Here is a 26986-nt window from a genome sequence, read left to right as displayed (position 1 = left end):
GGTTTTATGGACTCAAAGGTAAGAGCTTTCATGATATACTGAGGGGGAATAAGCGAAAAGAGATAAAGGAGCTGAATTATTTTGGACGGAAAGAAAGTTACAACAGGAACAGGGTTACTTGTTGGTGACATTGACACAATGGTCAAATTTTATCGAGATACCTTAGGACTTCATACCGATTGGGAGGGTGGAGACTTTGCTAAGTTTGAAACAGGTAGCGGTGATTTATCTCTATTTATGTATAGTAGAGAACAATTCGTTAAGGCTATCGAGCAAAACTATATCCCACCAAAAGGAATCAACCAGACATTTGAACTTGCTTTATGGCTACAGAGTTATGAAGATGTAGATGTGGAATATAATCGTTTGTCGAAATTAGATGTTGACTTTCCAACTGGTGCTCCAATCACTTATCCATTTGGCATACGTAATTTTTATGTAGCAGATCCTGAAGGTAACTTAATAGAAATTGGTAGTGTTACCTAACAATTCGTATTAGAAAAAAATTTATGAATGATTCTGGCTAATTTAGCTATATCGATTGAATTTTTTAGTCTCCTGTGTCCACTAATGACGGATTTCATCTACTCAGTAAAATTACTATCCACCAAGATAATTCTTGGTGGATTATTTGTTTTTCCTTGTGTATCAAAAACGGATATTTCTGATATAGATTTTGAAGAGTAACATAAAATTCCTTATATTAATAGCCGTAAAAAGGTCTCTATGATTTGTAGAGAGCTTTTTTGACGCACTATTCAACTCATAGATAGGTTATTATTTAGTTACTAAGCATAATTAAGTCAGGAGGTACTATTTTGGAGATTAGCAAAAGAATCAGAGCTTACCGAACAGAAAAAAAATTAACTCAAAAACAATTAGGTGATAAATTGAATGTGTCTGATAAGACAATTTCAAGTTGGGAAAACGGTAGGACCTATCCTGATATTCAAATGATTATTCAAATAGCAGAATTTTTTGATTTATCCCTAGATGAATTTTTAAAGGAGGATAAAAATATAGTGAAAAAAATTTCTACAGATACTTCACTCAGAAAAAAGCAAAGTATAAGAATTAGGTCACTATGGGCCATAGTTATCATTCTGCTATTTGTGGTAGGCTATATTGCTTATCAAAATATAGATATTTCAACCATTAATAAATCAGAAGACATTAGTCAGCTAACATTAGCTGAGGAATCTGTTAGGTTTGATGTAGATTTACCTGTCTACCGAAGTGTTAGAGGCTATATGATAGAATCTCCACCGACAGATGAGGAAGGGGTAGCTAGATTATCAATTATCACAGGTCTTGATTGGACATTCTCAAATATTGAATCTAAAACAGTTTTACTGGATAATTTTAAAGGTATCCATGAGATACAAGTAACGGATAGTGAAGGGAATATTTTAAAAAGTGTAGTAATTTCCAATTGATTTTAAATTATAAAAAGTCTATTAGACAATTAGTGTTAGCCCGCCGACGAGCGTTTGGTGGGTATTTGCTTGTGAAAAAGGCACTTAAATCATTGCTCTAAATAGTTGAATCCTGAGATTACGGACTTTGTAGGAAGAGATAATTAATGAAACAAATTTCCCCATAGATAACCATGTGTAATTTAATTATCTCGAAACTGTTAAAGAAAGTCTAAGTCTTGAGTAGATAAACTTAGGGTTTCATATATTAAGTCTAAAGGCATTAAAAATTTTGGAACTAACCATAGATTAGCAATGCCACATAGTAAATAGTGGATATAAGGTTTCCCCATCCGCCATAGAATATGACTAAAAATGGTTGTGGAAGATATTTCCACAGGGGGTTTAATAGATATAAAATTCCAGGTGAAATGAGACTAAAAAATCTGGGATAAATAGTTTTATCAAACATAAACAAGAGGAATAGACCAAAATAGCTGATTCCTATAAAAATAACTGAAATGGAGCCCATCAGAGTGATTGTTGAGGCTATTTTTTTCATTTGGAAAGAAGAGTCTTGTTTTTTAATTAGCCCAAGATAAATAAATTGCGAATGATAAGCACCACCAATTATAATCCCAAGGCAATAAGTGGCATAAATCATAAACACGAGACTACTGCTTACTGATTCAACAATAAAGAACAGATGATAAAAACCAAAGCAATAGATAAACGCAGCTACAGGACCTAGGATGCTTCCTAGCTTTAAGCGCCACTCAGGAATTTTTGTCATGATATCTATCACAGGATTTAAACTTCCATCAGATTTATAGGGAGTAGTAACAAAATAAAACAACATATCGCCGGAAAACATAATTAGAGAAGCAAGTAATCCTAATCCTAATGAAACTTCTAAGTTCATTTATTTCAGCCCCCTTTTGTCTAGTATAACAAAATTATCAGAGGAAATTGGTTCACTTTAAAGTTCACTAGCGACAGAATTACCAGACTAACTAATCCTCAATAATCCAATCAAAAAAACTAGCTCCCAAAAAATTACCGTAATGGGAGCTAGTTTCTTCATATTCAACCAATCGAATTCCTCATAAGCAAACCTAAAAAATATGGTAACTATTATTATCAAAGTATTTTAAATTACTCTTGGCCCTCTTTCTTTTTCTCGGAAATCGGCACTAATAAATCAAGCTGCAAATTTTCTTTGCTTATTTTTTCTATGTGATTGATAGCATTAAGTGTCTCTTCCATTGCTGGATCAGCATCTTTGGAAGAAGGCATTATTCTTGAGGCGTAATCAAACTCATATTGTCCATTGCTAAGCACCCATTGCCATAAATTTGCCCACTCATGAAAATCACCAAACTTAATCATTTTAGCGCCGTATAGTCCGCCTTGAAAATATTTTTTCACATAAGGCGGCTTCACCGTCAAATCATCGGGAATAGAAACCCACATTTCATATCCTTGGGAAATATTCTCGGCGGCCGCTGGATTATTAAACCCAAATAATCGAAAATCTGGTTTGCTTTTTCTTAATTGATTTTCTACGATAAACTCCCGAATTTTTTGTCCGACAGCTTCCTCATTATTTGGGCCCCCTAATTGAAATGCTGAAACGGTCATTGGCGGAACATAGATAATCCGTAAATCATTGATACTGGCAATCGTTTTGTTCGCTGCATCAAGGCTATGCATGGTTAAACTCTCCTTTCTTTTCAAATTCTGAGGGGAGATATCTCGAATGATACTTAGCACTTGCGTATCATCAAGGTAATTCATTTCAGAATGCTCAAGAGAAACTTTTTTTAGCTCGTCGACAATCATTTTTAAAGCTTGGCGGATGGTCTTCAACGCTACCATCTCACCGTCAACTCCGGCTATTGCCTGTTCCAATATACGAAAAATTTTCTCACTGTTTTTAGATTGGAGGATAATCTGAATCTCCTTTAAAGGAATGCGCAACTTTCGAAAAATTATTATTTGCTGTAAGATGATTAAATTCTCATTATCATACATGCGATAAGCATAGTCTTGAACTTTTTGACTTTGAATTAAGCCTAGTTCTTCATAATATCTCAATGTTCTTGTAGAAATCTCATAGTCTATTGACACCTGCGTGATAGTCTTTAACTCCATGATAGTCTCCTTTCTATCTTCACTATAAACTACGCCACGACGTTAAGGTCAAGTCTTTCTATAGAATAGCTTGTTTGTTTCGCATCTGGTAAAACCTATAAGTATGTATACTCATGAAATCTGCTGATTTTAACAGTATTTGTTTACCCGATTTAATTACAATAGAAAATGTAAACATACAATCTACTTTGCAATAGTTTTTAAGGGTAAATTCGCTATTCTCGTCTATATTCTTTCCATCACATATACATGATAATCTTTTCTATAACAAAATACCCGCCAAATTTTAAATTGGCGGGTTAGTAGACAGAATAATAGCAAATTCCATGTCCAAAAGTTGAATTTTGATTTCGCTAATTCATTTTCCATTGATTGCAACAATTCATCTAAGGAGATACCAAATAGAGCACTTAAACCAAATAAATACCATTGATTTAATCATTCAAATTAATATTTTCGCGTTTGAGGCGGCTGGTAATCTTTGATAAAACGTTCAATTTCAGTCAAATCAGCAGAAAACAAAATTTTACTCCGATCGCTGGAACTCAAAAAATTTTGCTTGACCATATCGTCGTACATTTTTTCTAAAGGTTGATAGTAGTCACCTTCATTAAACAAAATGCAAGGTGCATCATTTTGCCCCACCCTTGACCAAGAAATTGCTTCGGTAATTTCTTCCAATGTGCCAGGGCCACCGGGAAGCGCAATGCAAGCGTCCGCCAATTGCATCATTTTTTTGGTTCGAGTAGCCATATCATCGACAATTTCCAAATCCGTCAGCTTTGGATGTGCCAACTCTCTTTCTTGTAAAAATGTTGGTATAATTCCTTTGACTTTCTCACCATTTTCTAGGACGGTATCGGCAATAATTCCCATCAAGCCGGCCTTTCCTCCACCAAAAATTAAAGTGTATTGATTTTTGGCAATCCACTTTCCCAGTCGAATTGCAGCTTCGGAATAAATATCGGCGTTGCCAACACTAGCGCCGCAATAAACAGTAATATTCATGCTCCATCCTCTTTCTTTTCTGATTTTTTTAGTATACCATTTAAAGAAATGTCTTTGAAAGGAAAACCAACATGAATATTACCCAATACCAAGCATGGATTAGCGAATTTTATAAGGAACGCAATTGGTATCAATATAATGCCTTTATCCGTTCTAATTTTTTGTCGGAAGAGGTAGGCGAAATCTGTCGGGCAATTCGAACAATTGAAATCGGCCGTGATCGACCTGATGAAATAGCTACTAGTGATGCGGAAAATTTAGCAAATTTAACAGAAGAACTAGGGGATGTTTTGGATAATTTATTTATTATCGCGGATAAATATCAAATTTCCTTAGAAGAGATTATGGATAGTCATCAAAAAAAATTAAGTGCTCGCTATCAATAGTTTCTATTTATTTTAATAGACCGTTTTATTTCCGGATTAAACTCACGCTGGTTTCTTGGCCGCTAACTTCTGCTAGCGGCTTTTTCCAGTTAGGTAAAAATTAACATCCATTTTTATCTTTCTATAGTCTATATATAATAAAAATTGTTATCCAAATTTATATCCTCATAAGTGATGTTCTCTCCTGTTGCATCTAAGCTCTTTGCTGTAAAACAAAGGCCTTCAGCACTCTGAACGACCAGTGTTCTGTTTGACAAATCATAACCGGACCAATAGCGCGTATAATCAGATATGGCATCCGTCTCTTTCTGTTTGCCAATCCCTCTTGGAATAATAAATGGGCGGAAAATAGCATAGAGAGTTGTGAGGCCTTTTGCAGACTCAAAAGAATCAATCATATTTGAAAAGTAAAAGCTGCGTATAAATCGTGAAGGTGAAGTGTAATCACCGGGCATTCCTAGAAGACCGAAGCCCGTACCATTTTCAATTGGATTCAAAGTCACATCATTTTTGTAATTTTTCTTTGACACGTTGATATTTTCCAAACCAATATAATTACGAATATTGGTTTTATGGTAATCATATTCAGGGCTGTTTGTCATCACACCGATATAGTCATACTGTTTGAACTGCCCGTTTAACACGGGTTCTAAAACAATCCCGTCACCGGATTCATCCACAAAAGAGTAATGTAACGGATATTGCAGCTCAATCCCATTAAAATTATAAGCCTGATCAACCAATGTATAATTAGAATAAGCTTTTCTTATTTCTGCAACTGAACTGAAATTAGTTAAGATATAGGTTACAAATTCTTCTGCTAGAACTGGGATATTGCCGCTTTCCAGAATCTTGTCTTTTTCACATCTGGTAGCTTCAATTAACACTTGGGTATCCCCAACTAGACCGCATTCATTAATGCCGTCATATAAAATTGTCGTATTATTGGTGCCAATTCCTAAAACCGAATACTTGCTAACCCATTTATCCAATTGACTGGCTATCTCGTAGTTTTTAGGAAAAGCAACAACTTTTACATCCCCATTTAACCCGGGGTCCTCACCAAACATCGCTGCATTTAAATCCATCGTTCTCCCAAAGAAGATTTTTCCATCTTCGGCAATAAGTTTTATACCTGTACACATAAAAACCCCTCCATTATTGTAAATTCTTTTTGTTTATTATACTCCATCATTAGTTAATTTATAAAACCATATATTGAGACCATACTAGCTTTTATATGAAGTAACATTATTTATTAGACAAAAATTTAATGTAAAAATGACAAATACTATTAGGTTATTTACATTAAAGGAGCCCATCAACGGGACCGATGGGCTAGGATGCTAGTTCAACTTTCAGCAACGCCTAAACAATTTTTCCGCTCACTCCTAGTTGAACTGTTTACGTCCCGGTGTACCTGACAAAAAAGTATTTTTTCTCAGGACAAAAGGGAACCCGCCAGCGGGGACTGGCGGGTTTAGGATGCTAGTTCAACTTTCAACAACGCCTAAACAATTTTTCCGCTCACTCCTAGTTGAACTGTATACGTCCCGGTGTACCTGACAAAAAAGTATTTTTTCTCAGGACAAAAGGGAACCCGTCAGCGGGGACTGGCGGGTTTAGGATGCTAGTTCAACTTTCAGCAACGCCTAAACAATTTTTCCGCTCACTCCTAGTTGAACTGTATACGTCCCGGTGTACCTGACAAAAAAGTATTTTTTCTCAGGACAAAAGGGAACCCGCCAGCGGGGACTGGCGGGTTTAGGAGTAAAAAATGAAAAAGTGTTTTATTGGGTTTGTTTTATTGGGATGAGTTAATAATAGCCTGCAGATGTGAAGCTTCTATGTCTTTCCTATTGTAAAAGATTGAAAAAATATTGTGAATCTGTGAAATCTGTTGTTAGCTGTTTTAAAAACTGGCTTTTTCTTTGCTAAAAAATCCAAAGTTAGAGGTGTTCAGTTGGGAAATTAAATTGGGTTGTTAGATTGTCCTGCATTTTGTTAACAATCTAAAATTAGCTGACCATCTAAATAGGCTCATCAAATTTAAGTTGCTGCTTAACTATCACTATTGACTACCAGTTCGATTTTTATGCGATCTGGCTCTTCAAAAAAGGCTGCATAATAATCTTTGCTTTCAGCATATGGATAGCGCTCTGCATATAATTCATTGCTGCCTGCTAAAAGCAGTTTTTGCCGCAGTTCATCCACTGCCTGCGGGCTAGCCAAGGAAAAAGCCAAGTGATTTAGACCAATATTTTTTCTGTGATAGCCCTTTTCCACAAACTCTTTTTCAGCCTGTACAAAGACAATATATAAACTGTCCATTTTATAACTAAAGCCATCAGGCCACTCTTGAAAGAGCTGATAGCCCAGCTCTGACAACAGAAAGCTATAAAATTTTTTCGATTTTTCTAAATTGCTCACGTAAATTTCAATGTGATTGATCATCTGACTCACCTCGTGGAAATATTTTTAAGCTTTTTTTGCAGCATCTTACTATTCTTGCGAACTTTTAACTCAGTAAACTTTTTTCTGTTATTTTAGATGATTTGATTCACTACTTATAAACCCTTCATCATCTTAATAGTTTTCGTTTGATAGCCAAGCTTTTCATAAAAAGTAACAGCCTTGGTGTTTTGCAAAAACACGTTTAGTCCAATTGCCTTATACTCATTCTCCATAGCCCATTTTTCTGTCAAACTTATTAGTTTCTGGCCTAAGCCTTGGCCTTCTGCCTCTTTACTGACTACCAGCCGCGAAATATACCCATATTCCTCGCCACTAATCCAATCAACTTCTGCTTGAAGCTGAATAAAACCCAACAATTTCTTCCCATCTTTGATTGTCAAAATTTGGCCGGATTTATTTTTTAAGTCTTCTTCCATCATATTGACTTGTTTTAGAATAAATTTTTCCTTGTTCACTCTACTAGGCAACGGAAAATCAGCAAGTCTTACAACAAGGTTGATTAGTTCTGCCTTATCCGTAATTTCATTATAAATATCAATCTGCATTATTTTTCCCTCACAATTTATATAGAGGACTGTTCTTTTAAACACTCACAATTAGAAATTTGCCCATCTTCTATAAATGATAGCAAACTTTCAAAATTTTCTCTAAATGGACTCTTCATAAGCAATAAATTCCACGAGTATTTTCTATATATCAAGGGAATTTATTTCTGTTTCCTTAGCTTTTTGATTATTAATTTGCTAAATCCGGCTTCTGGGAAATTCCTAGCGAGTTTTTTAATCATGCAAAAAAACTCCTACAAATTGGCTTTGGTTAGTCATCTTGTAGGAGGTTGCTATTTTATAGTGTTACTTAAATTTGTGATACCTTATTTCATATTGAAAATAGTCGCAAATAGAACTTACTCAATCAAATCAAAGTGTTTAAAAGCATTATATAATCCGTCTTCGTCGACACTGTCTGTGATAAAGTCAGCCATTTCTTTAATTTCCGGTCCGCCGCTAGCCATGGCAACCCCAACTTCACAATATTCTAGCATTGGAATATCGACTTTCGCGTCACCAAAAGCAAATGTGTTTTTTCGTTCAAGGGACAGATGCTGCAAAATTAAATCAACACCAAAGGCTTTGTCAATATCTTGATTGCCCAAATCACCAAATAGAGCAACTTCACCTTTTCCACCCCATGTTCCAGCCTTTAAATGGGGGAAGTCAGCAGCGGCATCTAGGTAGTCTTGATAACTTTCGAGAATAAAACTGATTTTATTTACATCTCTTCGGCTTAAGTCTGCCTCAAAAATCATTTCTGGAAAAATATCTTTGACCGTGATTTGTTGGACACCTTGTTTCCCTTTGCGCCGGCTATACTCCTGCATAACTGGCTGTCCTCGTTTTGCAAAATTACGACTAGCAAATAAGCCTTCGGTACATTCTAAATAAAATTCGAGTCCTCTTTTTTGCAGCCAATCAACAATCGCCAAAGAATCTGCTGGAGCCAAGGTTTGTTGGAAAATAACTTCCTCTTGGCTTTCAATATAAGCCCCATTGGCACCGATAATACCATCAAAACCAATATCTAAAATCTCATCGTAAATCTCTGCTTTACTTCGCCCTGTACAAATGTAAACAAAATGTCCACGACTTCGTGCTTGGCGAATTGCAGTTACCGCAGAAGCCGGTAAGTGATTTTCATAATCTACCAGAGTCCCATCCACATCGATAAAAATTACTTTAGGCATAGTATCCTCCATCCTGATTCTCCTCTTTGTTTTCATTAAATTGTCAGCTTAAGTATTCCTGAAAACAAATCTATCTACATAGAAACCAGATTTAGCCTACATCTTAATGGGTGTTGCAGTTTCTTGTAGGACTTGATTGAGGGATTCAATATTCTTTTTACCTTGTGTTTGCATCCAGTCCTTGGCCGCTGCTTCACCACCAACGACAAATTGCTCCACTCCGTCAGCCCAGGTAGCTCTTCCGCATAAGACGCCGTTAAATGTCGAGTCAGCAGCTTTGGCAAATTTTAAAGTTTCTTGGAAAAGTTCTGCCGACACACCAGCACTTAAAAAGATAAACGGCAAATCGGTCGCTGCGCTTTGTTCTTTAAAGTATTGCTGAGCTTCTTTTTGAGAATAGACAGCTTCGTCAGAAAAGCCCTCAACAAAATTCATATTAACTGGCACTTCTACCTTTAATACATCCACTCCGTATCGAGGGTGGCTGAATTCCTTCATCGCCTCAATAACTTTTCGCGGCTTCACTAATGCATATTCTTTGGAAGTTGCATCAGGAATCTGCGCATCATAGGACACAACCTCTAAGAAAAAGGGGATATCCTCCGCACTACACTCTGAACCAATTCTTTCCATATAGGCTTTCTTTTGTTCATTGATTTCTGCTGGCTCATCAATATCATAATAAAGTAAGAATTTGCATGCATCTCCACCAGCTTCTTTTAAACGCTTGACTGACCATGTAGACAAACTATCCGGCAAGCGACCTGGTGTAGTCGCATCATAACCAGTTTTTTCATAGGCTAAAAGTAAGCCCGCCTTTGAATCACGAACAGCTGCCGCTGGCAAGCCATATTCTGGATCTAGTAAAATTGCTGAGGCAAAAGGTGTTAACTCAGCTGAGACGATTTTTTTGAAATCAACAATATCTTGGTCCTCTGCTCCAGTTGCTTTGTATTTTGAAATCATCTTTTTTAAAGCTCCCCGCTGATCGATAGCTAGAGCACTGATTATGCCTTTTTCATCACTTAACTGTTTGACGTAGGCATTTTTTCCCTCTGTTAAAACCATCTCTTGATTCCTCCAATTTAAACTTTAATGACTTTTATTTTTTCATATAGGCTCTGATAATTTGTCAGCTGAATCTTGCCTGTTGCGCTTTCCATAGCATTTAACATGCCAAAAGCATTGCCTTGCTTCAAGATTGCTTCGTCGCCTGCAGATTTCTCAATAGCGGCAGCTAAACCAGCAATTGTTGCATCTCCCGAGCCAACCGGATTAACAACGGGAATTTTAGGTATACTAACTTGATAAAAATTTTCACCATGTTTGGCAAAAGCGCCGTTTGCACCTAGGGATACCACAATCCATTCAACGCCATTGAAAATCGGCAGGTTTAAAAGATTTTTTAGTTCCGCTAAATCTCCTGAAACATCTCTAGAAAAAAGTTGAGCTAGTTCCTCACGATTTGGCTTAATTAAAAAGGGTTTGTGTTGCCCCTCTAAAACTGCTCGCAGGGAAGCGCCTGAGCTATCAAACAATACGGGAGTATTTGTCTGGTTGGCAATTGCCAACATTTCGACATAAAAGTCAGGCTCTAAACCAAGGGGCAAGCTTCCGGAAATAGTGACTATATCAGCAGTTTGTGTAAGTTTTTGAAATTTTTCTAAGAAAGCTGTCCCTTCATTCGCAGATACTGTGGGCCCGGCTTCTAAAATTTCCGTCTGTTGATCTTCATGCAAAATCGCAATACAGTTGCGGGTTTCTCCAGAGATTTCAGAGAACTCTTCCCTGATGCCAGCTAGCTTCAGCTCACTACGAATTTTGTCACCTAGAAAGCCCCCTAATAGCCCTGTAGCTGCAACTTCAACGCCAGCATCTTTTAAAACTCGTGTCACATTGAGGCCTTTACCACCAGGGGTTTTATGCGTCACAAATGCTCGGTTAACAGTATCGAGTTGCAGATTCAATTGATATGAGATATCAATTGAAGGATTCATGGTAACAGTGACAATCATTTAGCACCCTCTTTTCTTTAATCGTGGTATTCACCACGGTCCCATTTTTCAAGAAATTCATTAAAGAAATCACTATTAAATTGGTCGGGACTAGCTTGTTCAACGTGGTCGATTTTAGCTATTAATTTTTTGTTCTCTTCAGTTTCATGGTAGTCCGCCTTGATAAAAGCCTCAATGATGTCACAGATTAAAAATTCGCCCGTAATTTTCCCGCCAAAACCAATCACATTTGCATTTAGCTCTTCCTTAGCATAAACGGCAGTAGACATATCTCTGACTAGCGCACTGCGGATTCCCGGAACTTTATTAACAGCATTGTTAATCCCTACACCTGTTCCGCAAATACAGACGCCAAGGTCGGCTTCTCCGTTGACAACTGCCTCACCAACTTTTTTACCATAGATTGGATAGTGGGTCCGCGTAAAATCGTAAGTCCCCATATCCAAAACCTCATAACCTTTTGCTTTTAGAAAATCTGCTACAGCAATTTTCGTGTCTGTCACAATATGATCGCAACCAATCGCAATTTTCATGTATCTCGTCTCCTCTACGCCATTTTATTTAACATATCAACTCTGATTTGATGGCGACCACCATCATAATGGGCCTGTAAAAATTCTCTAACGATGTTTCTCGCTAATCCTTCACCGACAATTTCCGCTCCTAAAGTAATCATGCGGGCATTATTGTGTTCCCGCGTCATATAAGCTGAGCGTTCATCTGATACTTCAGCCGCCACCATGCCTTTGATTTTGGTAGCAGCCATAAAGCTACCTGCGCCATATGCATCAAAAGCGACACCTAGAGCGTCTTCTTCCTGATTGACTGCCTGTGCAATTGCTACTGTTGATTCTACAAAATCAGCAGCCGGCGTTAAACTAACATCAACAACTTCAAAACCAGCTGACTCTAAGTCTTCTTTAATAAAATTTTTTAATTTAATTCCTGCTTGGTCTGAACCAATGATTACTTTCATGTTCGTTCCTCCATTAACCTTCATTTGAAGTAGCTTAGTTGATAATTGTCGTATAAGCCTGATACCGCTTTTTCACATCAGCTGAAATCGTATAGTCCGTAAAGAGCATGTCGATTTGATTCAAGTCATAAAAATTATAAAAATCGCTGTAATCAAATTTGTTGGCATCCGCCACCAAAATTTTCTGGGCGGCTTTATCCAGAGCCAACTTTTGAATCTCGCCTTCTTCAACATTAAAGGTGGAAACAAATTGCTGATCAATACCATTGACACCGATAAAGGCTTTAGTGATGCCGATTTTTTGAATCATTTCATTAGCTGCTAGACCGACAAAAGCTCCAGTTCTCTTACGATAGCTGCCACCAATTAGATACAGCTCATATCCTTCTTTATCCTTTAGCAGATTGAAAACCGGTAAACTATTTGTGACAATTCTTAAACTAGCGTGATTTAAATACTCAGTCATCAACTCAATCGTCGTCCCAGGTCCTAAAAAAATCGTTTCATCGGGGCTATCAATTAGTTGCGCTGCTTTCTTTGCGATGTAATGTTTTTCTTCACTGCGGAGATTTTTCTTTTCCAGATGGGAGAGTTCATGATGGTCTGTTCCTGACTCATTGACTTCTCCATAGGTCACACTCTGGGCGCCACCATGAACACGAACTAATTTTTTGCCATGTTCCAGCTCTGTTAAGTCTCGTCTAATTGTCATATCAGAAACTTTTAGTTCCTCTTGGATAGACTTCACAGAAATGGCCCCAAACTGATTTGTTAAATCTACAATTGCCTTTTGGCGTTCACTCTTCAACATCTTCATCACTCCTCAAGATTATGATAGAACAAATTCAAACATCTATCAACATTAAAGAACACCAGAAGGGAAAGTGAGGGGATAGGCTTTTGCTTGCCTATCCCGGCTTAATCCTATTTCATTTTGGTTTCATTTGAAAGTTCTTTCCACCAAGCAGCACTTGCTTTCGGAATTCTTTCTTGCGTTTCAAAGTCAACATAGAAAAGGCCATAGCGTTTATTGTAACCATTCGTCCAAGAGAACATATCCTGCAACGACCAGATAAAGTACCCTTTTACGTTTACGCCGACCTCAATAGCTTTTTGGACAGCTGCTAAATGTTGAGCTACATAATCAATCCGCGGCTGATCATCGACTTTGCCATCAACAACTTGATCTTTATAGCCTAAGCCATTTTCAGTAATATAAATGGCTTTGTAGTTTGCATAACGATTTTTGATATAGACTAACATGTCATACAGGCCTTTAGGATAAATGACCCAATCCCAATCTGTGCGAGGAATCTCTGCATTATAGGTTCGTTCAGCGACACTTTTAATTCGAGATACAGCTGTTCCTTTTTCACCAGTTCCATTATGGTGAATATAGCTTTCCCCTTCATATGGTTTCACAAAGTGGCTTTGATAATAGTTCAAGCCAAGGAAGTCATTATATTTAGCAGCCTTTGCCAATGCGGATAAATCCTCTGCTGTCACTTCTAAAGTTCCATTATTTTTAGCTAGGACATCATTCACCACTAATAAAGTGTCGTTATCGTAGAAGCCTTTGTATAAGGCATCCAGCATAAATTGATTAAAAAGGACATTGCCGCTATTGGCTGCGGCCACGTTTTCCACTGCATCATCAGCAGGGTAATAAGATTCTAAGATATGAACGATACCGATTTCGCCATTGTAATCTTGCTCTTTAAAAGCATTGACCACTCTGGCATGAGCCACCATCTGATTGTGCATTGCCTGAACCGCTTTAGGAATATCATATTTGATATTCGGCGGAAAACTTCCCATGATGTATGCGGCTTGAGCTGTTGAAGCCGGCTCGTTAATCGTAATCCATTTTTTTACCTTATCGCCATATTCAGCAAAACAAAAATTAGCATAATCTACAAATGCATCAATCGTCTTGCGGCTTAACCAATCGCCGCCAGTATGCAGTGGTAAAGGTGTATCAAAGTGGTGCAGCGTCACATAAGGTTCGACACCTTGCTTTAAACATTCATCAATCAAATTGTGATAGAAGGCGACTCCCTTTGGATTTACCGCGCCAGTACCTTCTGGAAAAATCCGTGACCAGGCGATGGAAATGCGAATCGCATCCACACCAAACTCAGAGGACAACTGCAAATCTTCAGCGTAGCGATTATAAAAATCACTAGCCGGATCTGGTGAAAAGCGGCCATCTTTTTCCAACAAAACATCCCAACAAACTTGCCCTTTGCCATCAACTTTAGTAGAGCCTTCTACTTGATATGCTGCTGTTGCACCACCAAAGACGAATTCTTTCGGTAAGCTTAATTTCATTTATCTTTCCTCCAATTTAATTTTTGGTTTTTCTTTCCTTGATAATTTTTGAAACAAAATTCAATGCTTTTTCAGGATCTCGAGTCAAAGCGATATACTCAGCCCCTTCTGTAGCAATTGCTTCAATGTTTAACGGATCAGTTTCCTTCTTCAATTCAGGTAAATTTGTTGCAACTTGCGGTGCTAAGACGACTAAATCATAATCTGGGAGCATATCTTGGTGAACACCCCAAGAAGTGGCAGCCTCAGTTACCGCGGCATGATGTTCTTTTGCACCTTTATTTAAAGCATTGGCTAAGAGACCACTAGTACCGCCACCGGCACAAACGACTAAAACAGAAACCTCTTTGTCATCTTCTGTTGGCAATTCATCAATGGCTTCCATTAAATCGCCAGCGGCAACAGCTACGCTACCTGCTCCTGCAATAACTTCCAAATCTTCATTTTTCAGTTCTTCTTCGTATTTTTCCTGGTCATAAGCCTTAAAGAATGGATAATAGATTAAGACATCGACGACTATCAAGACTACAGCGAGAACAAAGGACATTGGACTGAAGCCTGTTCCCATCACTAATCCGATTGGTCCAGGGAATGTCCATGGCAAAACATACAAGAAACTGTTCATACCTAAAAAATCAACAAAGGCTTTGAACAACCAGACGTTTGCAATTGGCGCTAAAATAAATGGCACGAAGAATACTGGGTTTAACACCAACGGGCCCCCGAAAAGAATCGGTTCATTGACCCCAAAGGAAGTCGGCACGACAGCCGCCTTCCCAACGGCTTTATTCGCCTTGGACTTGGCTAGGAAAATAAACATAAATGGTACAACAAAGGTAGCACCTGTACCACCTAAAGTAGCTACAAAGTATTGTAAACCCGGTGTTAACAAATCAGTGGCTTGACCACCGGCTTGAAATGCGGAAATATTGGCGGCAATGTTGACATAGTAAATTGCCGAAACAGCAGGCTCAACAATCGACGGACCATGAATTCCGATAAACCAGAAGAAGGCCATCGCACCGTAAATTACCGCCAAACCAACCCAACCGTCTGCTGCGGTAAATAAAGGTTGGAAAAATTGAATAACCCCTTGTGCAAAATTGACACCGGTTAGATTTCTAAACACTAAATCGAACAACCAAAAGATGATGATGGAAAATCCAAAAGGAATAATATCTTTAAATGCTTGAGAAATATTCGGTGGCACTTCTTCAGGCAAACGGATAGTAATATTGCGTTTTACACAAAAACGATACACAATACAGGTAACAAAGGCCACAACAAATGCTGCCAATAACCCACTTGAGCCAAGGTAACTGGTGGAAATCCCACCGTCTAATGGATCGGTGGCTAACAATAAAATTCCACAGATAGCCGCCAGCATCGTGGCAACTGTGCTGATTTGATTGGTTTTCGGCATATCCCGATTAAAGTTTTCCGTTACAGCCTTGGCGGTTGTTGCCGCCACTCCAACGGATAGAAAGCCCATCGTAAAATTATATGGTTTTAGAAGAATGGCTTCCATTGATTCTGACCAGTAAAAATTAAAAATATTAGGTACATAGGCAATCAAAAGAAAAATACTAGAAAATACGACAATTGGCATACAGGCGATAAACCCATTTTTAATACCGCTTAAGTAATTATTTTTGGAAACCTTCTCAAAAAAGGGTTTCCATTTTTCAATTTGTGCAACTAACTTATTCATATTTGTCCCTCCTTAATTTCTTCGCCTCTTTTTATGACTCTGTCCGTTGATACAATTCAATCATGTCGAAAATGATATCCCGCAGTAGTAAAGTCGTCATTAGATGATCTTGTCCATGGACGAAAATAAAGCCAAGCTCCACCTCTTCCCCTCCTGATTCAAGCGCTAACATTTGGGTTTGTGATTCATGAGCCTGTTTCAGCAATTCATCGACTTTTGCCATCACCTCTGTCACGTTTTCACTATTTCCACCACGAACTTCCTTCAATAGATTCAATAATTTTGACCGGGCATCCCCTGAATAGGCCACGATTTCAAATCCTAACATTGCTACTTCTTCTTTATTCATCCTGATTTCCTCCTGTATATGACAATTTAAATGACTCGTTGTATATGAATAGTTAAATAAACTTTTTCATTGCTACTCAGCTCAATTCCCATCTTATTCACAACCGTTTGATAAATTTCTTCTGCTATTTGATACGCTTTAGGATAATTTTTCCGTAATTCTGAATCCATCTTCTGGGTGAACTCATCAATTTCAGAGATATTTTCATCCCGCTCCAACATGTAGCGGAGATGGATCATCATCCGGTCGTAGAAATTCTGGTTGTGACTATTCCGGGCAATTTGCTCTTTTTCAAAAATTTGTTCGATTAAATCAAGGGTTGTTTGTTTTTTATCGATTTTAGATTCATCATTTTTTTCCGTTTTCCCCTGGGCATTTATAAAATGAAGAGCGATGTTTTTTTGTTCTTCTACTGGAAAATCAATCGCCAAACGTTGTTTTAAAATAACTAAGGCATCTTTAGCAATTGCGTATTCAACGGGAAATTGAGCTTCGATTTCCGGTAACAGACTTTTTTGATACTCCCCTTTGATTAAACGCTGATAATTCCAAAAAATATGGTCTGTCAAGGTCACATAAATATATTCTTGGACAGAATAATTATAGTTTTTTATCGCATTATCAATAATCTCATAAGTAGTCGTGATAAAGTCTAACGGGACGTCCTTCAGTAGGGTTGAGAAGTTTTCTTGGGACTCTCGATTTTTTAGAACAAATAAATTTTGAATGATTTCATCGGCAATTAAGTCCCCCTTCTTTTTTTGAAAAACAATTCCTTTTCCCATTGCTATTGCTTGCTCATCAAACTGATTTCTTACAATAGCTACGTTATTATTTAAGACTTGAATAACACGATACACAGCCACCCCTCCTTTAAAAAATAAAAAAACCGCAAAATGACAGAGGTCGCCTCTGAGTCATTTGCGGTTTTTGCCTAATTGAATAGTAACAATCCACTTGATATTTATTATAGGGTTATACTAGCACATGAATTTTTAATTGTAAACCCTTTCTGAATATTTTTTTGTTCTTTTGTTTGATTTTGTTTGAAAAAAATTTATAGATATTCCATCACTAGCTGTCCAATATTCAGCTCTCTGCTATTTAAAATAGTCCAGCAATTATAAAAATTGCTGAACTATCTATTCATTCTTACTCAAACTGCCCTAAAATATCCAGCATCTTAGGATTATCATGTAATACATCGCCAATGGAAGTCTTTTGATCCATGCCTTTGATTAGAGCCATTTCCTCAGTGGACAAAGTAAAGTCGAAAATGTCAAAATTTTCTTGAATCCGTGTCAGATGACTGGCCTTTGGGATGGCGATGATGTTCCGCTGCATAAACCAGCGCAGGATGACCTGAGCCACCGTTTTATTGTGGGTACTAGCAATTGTTTTCAAAATGGGGCTCTGAAGAATTTCCTCCTTGCCGCGACCTAAAGGACTCCAGGCTTCTAATTGGACGCCGTCTTTAGCCAGCCATTCCTCTGTTTCCCATTGTTGATTCAAAGGATGGGTTTCTCTTTGGACCACCATCGGGGCAATCTCGTTGTGCTGTGCTAAGTCCCGCAGGCGGTCGGGATAAAAATTGCTGACCCCGATTGCGCGGATTAAGCCTTCTGCGTACAATTCTTCCATCGCCCGCCAAGCACCATAATAATCATTAAAAGGTTGATGGATTAAATATAAATCTAAATAGTCTAAGCCTAATTTTTCTAAGGAGAGCTTAAAGGCTTTTTTGGTATTTTCATAGCCGGCATCTTTGTACCACAGCTTAGTTGTGATAAACAGTTCTTCCCGCGGTACACCACTTTTTTTCAAAGCGGCGCCCACTTCTTCTTCGTTATAATAACGTGAGGCAGTATCAATCAGCCGATAGCCAACCTTGATTGCATCTAAAACGGCAGCCTCCGCTTCACCGGGTTCGTTCATCAGAAATACACCAAAGCCTAGTTTGGGCACTTGAACACCATTTCTTAACGTAATATATTCCATGTTTACTTCCTCCATATTAATTAATTTTTCGACTGCCACGATAAATAATGACCACAGCTGCGGCCAAAGACAAAATCAGCAGCAAGGTACACAGGATGATTTCCCGGTGATAAGTTGCAACGGCACCAGTTATCCCGCTGGATAAAGTCGTGATCAAAGCCAGACCGACTGAACCGCCCATTTGATGGATCGTGTTAACCAGTCCCGAAGCCGAGCCAGCTTGATCTTCAGAAGTTCCGATGACACCAAGGGAGGTCAACGGACTTAAAGTTAACCCTTGGCCAATACCGATGACCACCATTGGTAGCGCAACACCTAATAGATAACTTGTTTGCTCTGTTAAAAATAACGTCATGCCATAGCCTAATACAGATAACATCAAGCCAATGATTAAGATGCGGATGTTCCCATATTTTTCCGTCAAAGCAGCAGTTTGGTAAGAAAAGAAAAAGACAGCTAAGGTAAGCGGAAAAAAGGCAAAGCCTGTCAGCAGCGGCGAAAATCCAAAATGATTTTGCAACAACTGTGGCGTATTAAACCAGTAAGTGAAACTGGCGGCTGTAAATAAAAATCTAGCAAGATAAGCGCCACTGCGACGTTTATCATGGAATAAATTCATTGGGACTAACGGTGAGGCAATCTTATGCTCCACTAAGATAAACACGATTAAAATGACTACGGCGCCGAGAATAATCGACAGTTGATAAGCCTCCGCAGAAATACCATAAATCAAAGCTGACATGCCTAAGACGGATAGTAAACTGCCAAGCAAATCAATTTTGGCCTTCACAGCATGGCTGCTTTCAATAAACTTTAAACTGGCCAAAATCAAAATAATAGCGATTGGCACATTGATAAAAAAACCATCCCGCCAACTAAAGACGCTGGCAAAAAAGCCGCCTAAAACGAGACCAATGCTGGCACCGATTCCGGCGGTGGCGCCATAAAGGGCAATCGCCTTAACCCGTCTTTTTCCTTGATAATTATCCAAAATCAAGGCCAAGGTCGCAGGAGCTAAAATGGCTGAGCCGATACCTTGGAAGAAACGAGCAATGATAATTTGAGTAGCCGAGCCCGCCATGCCAACAAATAATGAGGCAATCGCAAAAATCACCATACCTAAAATAAACATCCGGCGGCGACCAAAAATATCGCCGGCCCGACCGCCAAAGAGCAATAGCCCGCCAAAGGTTAGCGCATAGGCATTGCTGACCCAGGTTAATTGCAGCGGATTTAAATTTAAATCTGCTGCAATTTGCACTGAGCCGGTGAAGACAATCGAGTTATCTAATAAAATCATAAAGTAGCTTACTAAAATAATCGGCAAAATCCAATCAATTTTTCTAACGCTTGTTGTTTCCATGGGTATCCTTAAACTTCCTTCCAAGAGGTAAATCTGTTTTTTATTTCGTTTAGCTGCCAAAGCTGGTCAAAAATTTGACCGTTTCTGGATCATAGTGGGAGAAAAATAGACTTTCCCTTTGATCCAGATTGAAAATCTCTGCCATTTCGCCATCAGTTAAGGCGAAATCAAAGACTGAAAAGTTTTCCGTCATGCGTTCTCGGCTGACCGTTTTGGGAATGACCACCACATTTCGTTGAATCAAATAACGCAGTGCCACTTGAGCAACTGACTTGCCATGATTTCCACCAATTTCTTTTAAAACAGTATTATTAAAGAAATCATTTTTCCCTTCAGCAAAGGGAGCCCATGACTCAATCTGAGTGCCGTATTCCTGCATAATTTCCTGAGCTTGGCTTTGCTGATTGAAAATGTGAGTTTCCACCTGGTTGACCATCGGCTTGATGCGACTATAAGTTGCGATATCAATGAAACGGTCCGGATAAAAATTGCTGACGCCAATGGCTTTCAATTTGCCAGCGTCATAAGCTTCTTCCATCGCCCGATAGGTGCCGTAATAATCATTGAAGGGCTGATGAATCAGCATTAAATCCAAATAATCGGTCTGCAGTAAACGCAGCGATTCCTCAATCGAAGCTTTGGCCTTTTCGTAACCGCCATTTGTAATCCAAATCTTTGAAGTGATAAAAAATTCCGAACGAGGAAGGCCGCTTTTTTTAACGGCATTACCGACAGCCGCCTCATTACCATAGGCTTGGGCGGTATCGATTGAACGGTAACCGGTTTGAATCGCTTCACTGACAACGCGTTTGCATTCTTCTAAATCGGGAATCTGATAGACGCCAAAACCTAAAATTGGCATTTTCAGACCATTGTTTAATGTTACATATTCCATAATTATTCCTACTTTCTGTTTTTTGAATCTAAGTTGCTTTGGGATAATTTCGATAAAAATTAGTTGCGAATTCTCAACTAATTTTCCACGAGTTCATATTGCGGGCAACTTTTGGATTTGTCTTTTCGTTAAATAAGCTGTGCTTTTGATCCAGTTGCTTTATTTGCGCCAGCTCGGCTCTGGTCAATTGGAAATCGAAAATTTCGTAATTTTCCTGCAGGTGATTTGGTTTCACTGATTTAGGAATCACGGGAATTCCTGATTGGATTTGCCAGCGTAGAGCAATTTGAGCCGGCGTCTTTTGGTATTTTTCGCCTATCTCAAAGAGCAGTGGATTGCTGAAGAAACAATTTTTACCTTCTGCCAATGGCGCCCAACTTTGAATCGTAAAACCAAAATTTGCAGCAATTTCCCTTTGCTGCTGCTGTTGAAAAAAAGGATGCAGCTCAATCTGGTTGATGGCCGGCTTCGTTTCTGTGTTCATAAAAAAATCGACCATCCGACTCGGATAGAAATTGGACACGCCAATGGCCCGAATTTTACCAGCGGCATAAAGTTCTTCTAAAGCTCGCCAAGCACCAAAAACATCATTGTAGGGTTGATGAATTAAATATAAATCCAGATAGTCCAAGCCTAGATTGTCCAAGCTTTTTTCAAAAGCGGCGCTGGCATGCTGATAGCTGGCATCTTGAATCCAAAGCTTCGATGTAATAAAAAGTTCCTCCCGAGGCAGGCCGCTTTGTGCAATCGCTTGGCCAACTGCGGCTTCATTGCCATAGGCGCTAGCGGTATCAATTAGACGATAACCAATGTCCAAAGCTGTGCTGACAGCCGCCTTGCATTCCGCCAAGTCGGTCATTTGAAAGGTGCCCAAGCCTAGCAGCGGCATTTCAACACCATTATTTAATGTTAATTTTTCCATGATGGCCTCCTCAAAACCAGCGTCCTAACTTGATGTGATTTATGATACTCCATCAGGTTTTGACAGGGAATCTCCAATAAGTTACCATTGCATCAACTAAAAGTTTATACAAAAGGTGTGATTCTTATGCTGAGTCCAGCAGTTCAAGTATTTCTAACCGTCGCCAAAGAAGGCAGCTTCAGTAAAGCTGCCCAAAAACTCTTTATCACCAGTACGGCTGTCATGAAGCAGATAAATAATTTAGAAGCCCAGCTGGGTTTTGCCCTTTTTACTCGGACAAATCAAGGTGTGCTGCTGACCGATGCCGGTGAGAGTCTCAATAAAGACTGCCTCAGCCTGCAAAAAACTGCCAAAGAAGCTCTCCAAAAGGCGCGTAAATTATCCGACACAACAACGATTATCCGCTTGGGGACCGCCTCGTTGTCACCGGGTAAACCCTTGATTGACCTGTGGAACAGCTCCTATGGTAATTTTCCCGACTTTCAGCTCAACGTGGTTCCCTTCAATGAAAATCATACCCAAATTCTTACTGTTCTAGATAATTTAGGCACTGATTTTGATTTATTTGTTTCCCCCTGTGATGCTAAAAGCTGGCTAGAACACGCCAATTTTCTACAATTGGGCAACTATTCAGTTGAAATGGCGCTGCCGCGAAATCATCCCTTGGCCAGCAAAAAAATGCTGGAGCCCGCAGACTTCAGCGGCAAAACGATTATTATTTTTAAAGAAGGCGAGTCCGACACTTTGGACCAAGTTCGCCGCCTATTGCAGGAAAAAAATACTAATATCACGATTGAGAGCACTGACTTTTATGACATCGACACCTTCAATTACTGCATTAAAAATAATTATTCCCTTTTGACCTTAGATGGCTGGCAGGACATCCATCCTGCTTTTAAAACCGTTCCAGTCAAATGGAACTTCCAGATTCCCTATGGCATTTTGTATGCAAAACAGCCCGCACCCTTAGTTGCAGATTTTATTGAAATTGTGACAGCGATTCAGACTTCACAGCCTTAGGGAGATAGAAAAATTCATGCTGGCCTAAATTTCAAATATTAAAGCTAATAAATAATATCTTATCTCAAAAGGAGACCTTATGATTATTTGGATTAACGGTGCATTTGGCGCTGGCAAAACAACGATGGCGGAGCTTTTAGTAGAAAAACTCGAAAATGCCTATTTATATGATCCGGAAAATGTCGGTGATTTTCTGCGAAAAAATTTGCCAAAAGAGCTGCAAAAGGCTGACTTTCAAGATTATCCTGAGTGGCGTCAGTGGAATGTTCAGATGCTGAAAAAAATCTATCAGGAATATAACGGAGATATCGTCGTGCCAATGACAGTGCATCGGCCGCAAATTTTTGCCGAGCTGATTGGTGAACTGCGGCAAAACGAGATTCCCTTGTGTCATCTCCAATTAGAGGCCAGTCAGGAAACCGTTTTGGCCCGCTTGCAAGAGCGTAACCCCGAGCTAATTGCTTGGGGAGTTAGCAAATTAGACGTGATATTAAATAACTTTCAAGCTTTCCCGTTGTCAGAAAAAATAAACAATGACAACCGTGATAAAGAGGTGGTTATTTCGGAAATGTTGGAAAAAATTGAGGAATATCGCCAAGGTGAAGATCTCTAACTGTGTTTTACAACACAGCAAACGCAAAAAAACTGGGAAAAGCCAGCTTTGTACCGACTTCAAAAATCTAACTTTTGGGTCGGTACATTTTTGCGCTAACTTTCACCAGTCGTTTTAATACTCATTCAAAAATTGACACTCATTTTTAACCTAATCTTCTCTTTTTTCTTCCTTCAATTTCCTTATTCAAACAACTTTACCCGTTCCAGTCCCGCTTCATAACCTTCTTCATAACTATAGGTCGTTCCATCTAAGAATAAATCCTCCATATCACTAGCGGGAACCAAGTAGCCAACTTCAAAGGTGACTGTTTCTTGCCCGGCAATAGTACCGATATTGTAATACCCCTTTCCCTCACCGTGATTACTGAGATAGACGAGGTCACTAGAGTTGCGATAGCCAATATCCGCATATTGCTGTTCCCAATCAAAGAGATATTTAGGCTGATAAAAACCAGCTACTGCTGTTAAGATTGAAGCATTGGCTTGAAAGTAAAAATCAGGAAAAGCCTCTGGACTCAAATTTTTCAAGGTAACATTTAGCTTAACTAGCTTCATCTGGTCTTGGGTTTCAGCGGCCACTGTATCTAAAGTATCTTTTCCATCACCACGGTTATACAAAGTATCTGTGTATGTCAAAAAATTACCTGCTTCATCAACTAAGCCCTGTTCCTTCAATCGCTCAAAGAACTCCTGCACAGACCAGTCACTATCAGCATTTTCAACCTCAAATAAATTGTCACTAACCGTCACATCATTGACCGTCAAGGCAAAATCCGTCTCATCATCTAGCTGCTGGCTCAAGCTAAAATGTTGTTCTTCGCCAATTTTTTTAATCAAATTGCTGTCCGTTGGTATGCGCCAAGGTGCTTCGTTGCTGCTCATTTCTGTATCAGAAGTCGTCGCTGTCTCTTCTTCAAAATCTGAAATCAGATAAGAATCTGAGGCGAGGCCATCACCAGCAGGAACTAAATCGAGATTACGAATAAATTCCAGCAGCTCCGATTCTGGAATATCTTTGCCAATGAACAATTGCAGCACATATCCTTCCTCCTCAAAAAGGACAAAGGCCGTTCGATCAAGACTGTTTGAGGCTTCATTAGTTTTTTTATGAATCAGCCAAACTTTGCGACCCGCTAGCGTCATTTCTTCAGCCGAATCGGTATAAAAAGTCTCCAAGTCCGTCTGCCCTTCATCAATTTGCAGCAACAAGGTGGAAATAGTCGCATCAGTAGCATCTGGATTGTAAAATTTCGCCGGAACTTCTCCTTCATTCTGGGGAATTGGTTGCAAGCCTTCCGGTAAATAATTTACTTCTAAGCGATATTTCTGTTCTTGTTTTTTTTCCTGATTGGTAATTGAAATCAAGCTACTATAATTATGTTGTGAAAAGTATGTTTGCCAAACTTTACTGGCCCCGTAAACTGTTCCAGGAATAATAAAAAAACTAGCTAGCGCAGCAACAATTGTCAAATTTCGTTTAGAATAACGAATTTTGTCTAGCCAAGTAAGCTTTTCACCAGCCAATAAAACCTGTCGCTGGATATTTTTTTCGCTATTAGTATCAAATTGATGGCCCATCATAGCGATAAATTGATCTAGATTTTCATCGGATAGGCGGCTTAAAGGTATTTCTTCATAAGCTTTCATTTATTTAGACCTCCTTGGGCTAATAATAAAAATTCCATCTCTTTACGAATTTTCTTCTTGCCTTGGTACAGACGATTTTTGACTTCCTTCAAATCCATACCCATATTTACAGCAATCACTTTCGGTTTTAATTCATAAAAAAACCGCTGCAGACAAATTTCCTTTGTCGGCTCATCAATTAATAACAGGGCTTCAAAAAAGATATCCCAAATATCCGCATTTTCTTTTTCCGCCTCCGGTAAATCCTCCAATGGAAAATCGGTGATTTTTTCAAATAGGCGTTTGTTTTGCTTGAGCTTGTTTAAGCTCATACTTTTGGTTAATAGCGCTAGGTAATTCTTTAAAGAGCCTTTTTCCGGATTGTAATTACTTTGATTTTGCCAATAGCGTAAAAAGACATCACTTACCAATTCCTCGACGTCTTCTTTGCTGGCATGACGGCCTAAAATTGATAATGCTACCGCATATAACAATTTAGAATATTCTTGAATCAAGTCTGCTAATTCGACTTCCTTTGTCGCAGCAATCTCTTCTTTCATCAATCTGCCATCCCCCCTTCGCCTATATATACAAAGAAATTTTCAAAAAGACTTAACTTATGCCAAATTTTTTCAATTTTATTTTAGTCCTTCTTCGCCAATGTGGATAGTCTTTACAATTAATAATATCTGCTACACTCGTTCAAATAAAAATAGAAATAGCAGAATACTTTGACAGCCTGTTTACAAATAAAAAATCGAGCATCCTCCCTCTTCGAAATAGAAACGAAGAAAGGTTAGATACTCGATTTTAAGTTATTTTTTTGTGAATTAGAAAGTTAGCTTACCTAAAAAGTTATTAGCTTCTTTTTTACTCCGGCAAAACTGGTCACTGACCTCATCTAAAAGTTAAACAGATTCTTTTATATGCCATTAAACGGACCGCTGACGACCACTTTTCCCAGCATATGACCGGTTTCCACATCTTTCGTTGCTCGTTTTAAATTTGCAGCGTTGATTCCATTGTCATAAACTTTATTGACAGTCGACTGCAGTTCGCCTTGCTCGGCCAAATCGGCAATTAAAGCTAGGGCGGCACCTTGAGAGTCCAGTAAATAATCATGATCGGTTTTGGCAAACATGTATTCCCAATCGAAACTCACGGACAGATTTTTCCAGGCGCTCAAATCAAGCGCTTGCGTGACGCCGACAATCGTACCAACGTGACCAAAGGGCCGAATCAAAGGGGTAATTTGTTCAAGATAGGCGGTAATATCAAATAAAACCGCAATATAATCAACTTTGTCAACGCCTAATTCCTGTAGGCTTTGGGCCAAATCCTGACGATAATCAAGGGGCTGGTCAGCGCCAAATTTTTGCAGCCAAGGGAAATTTTTCTGACTTGCTGTGGCATAGACCTCCAGTCCGGCCCATTTTGCCAACTGATTTAAAATCGAACCGACGCCACCGGCTCCATTAATGACCAGAATTTTTTTGCCAGAATTGGCATTTTTGGCTGGAATCAAGCCAAATTTATCAAAAAGCAGTTCATAAGCTGTCAATGAGGTTAAAGGTAATGCAGCTGCTTCTTCGTTACTTAAATTTATCGGGGCTAAAGCGACAATTCGTTCATCGACTAGTTGAAAGGCTTGGTTGCTCCCAGCTCGTGTAGTGGTGCCGGCATAAAAAACCCGCTGACCTACTTTAAATTTTTCGACTTGGCTGCCGATCGCTGCGACTTCGCCAACGGCATCAAAACCCAAAATCCGTAGATGCTGGCTTTTTGTGGTCGTTTGCCGCAATTTTGTATCGACAGGATTCACTGAAAGCGCCTGCACCTTGACTAAAATGTCCCGCGGTTTTGGTGTTGGAACTTCAACTTTTACATCAATAAAGCTTTCCTTTTCATCAATCGGCAGGCCTTCGTAAAAGCCGATTGCTGACATCATCTGTTTTTCTGGCATATTCTCCGCCTCCTTCTACTACT

At 38.9% G+C, this 26986-nt stretch carries 28 protein-coding genes; 5 read left to right on the top strand and 23 right to left on the bottom strand.

The features are described 5' to 3' along the window. The first annotated feature begins 81 nt into the window (after positions 1–81). Together AC1Z3S_RS04870 and AC1Z3S_RS04865 are read left to right on the top strand one after the other, a co-directional pair. The gene (locus AC1Z3S_RS04870; RefSeq protein ID WP_461739406.1) at positions 82–486 is read left to right on the top strand and encodes a VOC family protein; all 405 of its coding nucleotides are present in this window, start codon (positions 82–84) and stop codon (positions 484–486) included. 332 nt (positions 487–818) lie between these two features. Then, entirely contained in the window at positions 819–1436 is a 618-nt protein-coding gene (locus AC1Z3S_RS04865) for a helix-turn-helix domain-containing protein (RefSeq protein WP_461739405.1), read from the top strand. 277 nt (positions 1437–1713) lie between these two features. Here the strand turns inward: AC1Z3S_RS04865 and AC1Z3S_RS04860 are convergent, their stop codons facing one another. The 3 genes from AC1Z3S_RS04860 to AC1Z3S_RS04850 form a co-directional block, all read right to left on the bottom strand. Continuing rightward, positions 1714–2337: a DUF6796 family protein gene (locus tag AC1Z3S_RS04860; protein ID WP_461739404.1), complete on the bottom strand. Its 624-nt coding sequence runs from the start codon at positions 2335–2337 to the stop codon at positions 1714–1716. A gap of 233 nt (positions 2338–2570) precedes the next feature. Beyond that, complete coding sequence (locus AC1Z3S_RS04855; RefSeq protein WP_461739403.1) at positions 2571–3569, bottom strand: effector binding domain-containing protein; 999 nt, start codon at positions 3567–3569, stop codon at positions 2571–2573. A 447-nt stretch (positions 3570–4016) separates the two neighbouring features. Then, a complete protein-coding gene (locus AC1Z3S_RS04850; RefSeq protein WP_461739402.1) occupies positions 4017–4577 on the bottom strand; it encodes an LOG family protein in 561 nt (186 codons plus the stop codon). A gap of 71 nt (positions 4578–4648) precedes the next feature. Here AC1Z3S_RS04850 and AC1Z3S_RS04845 point away from each other — a divergent pair, with 71 nt between their 5' ends. Then, positions 4649–4963: a MazG nucleotide pyrophosphohydrolase domain-containing protein gene (locus AC1Z3S_RS04845; RefSeq protein ID WP_461739401.1), complete on the top strand. Its 315-nt coding sequence runs from the start codon at positions 4649–4651 to the stop codon at positions 4961–4963. 128 nt (positions 4964–5091) lie between these two features. Here the strand turns inward: AC1Z3S_RS04845 and AC1Z3S_RS04840 are convergent, their stop codons facing one another. From AC1Z3S_RS04840 to AC1Z3S_RS04760, 17 genes are all read right to left on the bottom strand, one after another. Next, the gene (locus tag AC1Z3S_RS04840) at positions 5092–6108 is read right to left on the bottom strand and encodes a linear amide C-N hydrolase (RefSeq protein ID WP_461739400.1); all 1017 of its coding nucleotides are present in this window, start codon (positions 6106–6108) and stop codon (positions 5092–5094) included. Between the two features lie 916 nt (positions 6109–7024). Then, positions 7025–7417 (bottom strand): VOC family protein, encoded by a 393-nt coding sequence (locus tag AC1Z3S_RS04835; RefSeq protein ID WP_461739399.1) that lies wholly within the window; start codon positions 7415–7417, stop codon positions 7025–7027. Between the two features lie 113 nt (positions 7418–7530). Then, positions 7531–7983 carry a GNAT family N-acetyltransferase gene (locus AC1Z3S_RS04830; RefSeq protein WP_461739398.1) on the bottom strand — a complete coding sequence of 151 codons (453 nt, stop codon included), beginning with the start codon at positions 7981–7983 and terminating at the stop codon, positions 7531–7533. 359 nt (positions 7984–8342) lie between these two features. Beyond that, positions 8343–9179, bottom strand: coding sequence for a Cof-type HAD-IIB family hydrolase (locus AC1Z3S_RS04825; RefSeq protein WP_461739428.1), 837 nt, complete (start codon positions 9177–9179; stop codon positions 8343–8345). 96 nt (positions 9180–9275) lie between these two features. Further along, positions 9276–10247, bottom strand: coding sequence for a tagatose-bisphosphate aldolase (gene lacD / locus AC1Z3S_RS04820; protein ID WP_461739397.1), 972 nt, complete (start codon positions 10245–10247; stop codon positions 9276–9278). A gap of 17 nt (positions 10248–10264) precedes the next feature. Next, the gene (lacC, locus tag AC1Z3S_RS04815) at positions 10265–11194 is read right to left on the bottom strand and encodes a tagatose-6-phosphate kinase (RefSeq protein ID WP_461739396.1); all 930 of its coding nucleotides are present in this window, start codon (positions 11192–11194) and stop codon (positions 10265–10267) included. A gap of 17 nt (positions 11195–11211) precedes the next feature. Then, entirely contained in the window at positions 11212–11727 is a 516-nt protein-coding gene (gene lacB, locus AC1Z3S_RS04810; RefSeq protein ID WP_461739395.1) for a galactose-6-phosphate isomerase subunit LacB, read from the bottom strand. A gap of 14 nt (positions 11728–11741) precedes the next feature. Further along, positions 11742–12170 carry a galactose-6-phosphate isomerase subunit LacA gene (gene lacA, locus AC1Z3S_RS04805; RefSeq protein WP_461735526.1) on the bottom strand — a complete coding sequence of 143 codons (429 nt, stop codon included), beginning with the start codon at positions 12168–12170 and terminating at the stop codon, positions 11742–11744. A 34-nt stretch (positions 12171–12204) separates the two neighbouring features. Then, positions 12205–12981: a DeoR/GlpR family DNA-binding transcription regulator gene (locus tag AC1Z3S_RS04800; protein ID WP_461739394.1), complete on the bottom strand. Its 777-nt coding sequence runs from the start codon at positions 12979–12981 to the stop codon at positions 12205–12207. Positions 12982–13094: 113 nt separating this feature from the next. Further along, positions 13095–14501: a 6-phospho-beta-galactosidase gene (lacG, locus tag AC1Z3S_RS04795; RefSeq protein ID WP_461739393.1), complete on the bottom strand. Its 1407-nt coding sequence runs from the start codon at positions 14499–14501 to the stop codon at positions 13095–13097. Positions 14502–14517: 16 nt separating this feature from the next. Then, the gene (locus AC1Z3S_RS04790; RefSeq protein ID WP_461739392.1) at positions 14518–16212 is read right to left on the bottom strand and encodes a lactose/cellobiose PTS transporter subunit IIB; all 1695 of its coding nucleotides are present in this window, start codon (positions 16210–16212) and stop codon (positions 14518–14520) included. A 31-nt stretch (positions 16213–16243) separates the two neighbouring features. Continuing rightward, on the bottom strand, positions 16244–16561 hold the full coding sequence (locus tag AC1Z3S_RS04785; protein WP_461739391.1) for a PTS lactose/cellobiose transporter subunit IIA: 318 nt from the start codon (positions 16559–16561) through the stop codon (positions 16244–16246). Between the two features lie 26 nt (positions 16562–16587). Next, positions 16588–17421, bottom strand: a complete 834-nt coding sequence (locus tag AC1Z3S_RS04780; RefSeq protein WP_461739390.1) for a PRD domain-containing protein — start codon at positions 17419–17421, stop codon at positions 16588–16590. Positions 17422–17713: 292 nt separating this feature from the next. Beyond that, a complete protein-coding gene (locus tag AC1Z3S_RS04775) occupies positions 17714–18559 on the bottom strand; it encodes an aldo/keto reductase (RefSeq protein ID WP_461739389.1) in 846 nt (281 codons plus the stop codon). Positions 18560–18575: 16 nt separating this feature from the next. Further along, complete coding sequence (locus AC1Z3S_RS04770) at positions 18576–19922, bottom strand: MFS transporter (RefSeq protein ID WP_461739388.1); 1347 nt, start codon at positions 19920–19922, stop codon at positions 18576–18578. A 49-nt stretch (positions 19923–19971) separates the two neighbouring features. Then, on the bottom strand, positions 19972–20817 hold the full coding sequence (locus tag AC1Z3S_RS04765; RefSeq protein WP_461739387.1) for an aldo/keto reductase: 846 nt from the start codon (positions 20815–20817) through the stop codon (positions 19972–19974). A gap of 73 nt (positions 20818–20890) precedes the next feature. Beyond that, positions 20891–21739, bottom strand: coding sequence for an aldo/keto reductase (locus AC1Z3S_RS04760; RefSeq protein WP_461739386.1), 849 nt, complete (start codon positions 21737–21739; stop codon positions 20891–20893). 126 nt (positions 21740–21865) lie between these two features. Between AC1Z3S_RS04760 and AC1Z3S_RS04755 the strand changes: the two genes are divergently transcribed. Both AC1Z3S_RS04755 and AC1Z3S_RS04750 read left to right on the top strand, forming a co-directional pair. Further along, positions 21866–22759, top strand: coding sequence for a LysR family transcriptional regulator (locus AC1Z3S_RS04755; RefSeq protein ID WP_461739385.1), 894 nt, complete (start codon positions 21866–21868; stop codon positions 22757–22759). A 79-nt stretch (positions 22760–22838) separates the two neighbouring features. Next, positions 22839–23372, top strand: a complete 534-nt coding sequence (locus AC1Z3S_RS04750) for a P-loop nucleotide/nucleoside kinase family protein (RefSeq protein ID WP_461739384.1) — start codon at positions 22839–22841, stop codon at positions 23370–23372. 182 nt (positions 23373–23554) lie between these two features. Here AC1Z3S_RS04750 and AC1Z3S_RS04745 read toward each other — a convergent pair whose 3' ends face one another. The 3 genes from AC1Z3S_RS04745 to AC1Z3S_RS04735 all read right to left on the bottom strand — a co-directional run bounded on the left by AC1Z3S_RS04745 (position 23555) and on the right by AC1Z3S_RS04735 (position 26963). Continuing rightward, on the bottom strand, positions 23555–25021 hold the full coding sequence (locus tag AC1Z3S_RS04745; protein ID WP_461739383.1) for a hypothetical protein: 1467 nt from the start codon (positions 25019–25021) through the stop codon (positions 23555–23557). Next, positions 25018–25560 (bottom strand): RNA polymerase sigma factor, encoded by a 543-nt coding sequence (locus AC1Z3S_RS04740; RefSeq protein ID WP_461739382.1) that lies wholly within the window; start codon positions 25558–25560, stop codon positions 25018–25020. Before AC1Z3S_RS04740 ends, AC1Z3S_RS04745 begins: the two co-directional genes overlap by 4 nt. Positions 25561–25922: 362 nt before the next feature. Then, on the bottom strand, positions 25923–26963 hold the full coding sequence (locus tag AC1Z3S_RS04735; protein ID WP_461739381.1) for a zinc-binding alcohol dehydrogenase family protein: 1041 nt from the start codon (positions 26961–26963) through the stop codon (positions 25923–25925). Between the last annotated feature and the right edge of the window lie 23 nt (positions 26964–26986).

Source organism: Enterococcus sp. LJL90, from assembly GCF_056924355.1.
The sequence above is the reverse complement of the archived record's forward strand: the minus strand, read 5'-3'. Positions and strand labels throughout refer to the sequence as shown.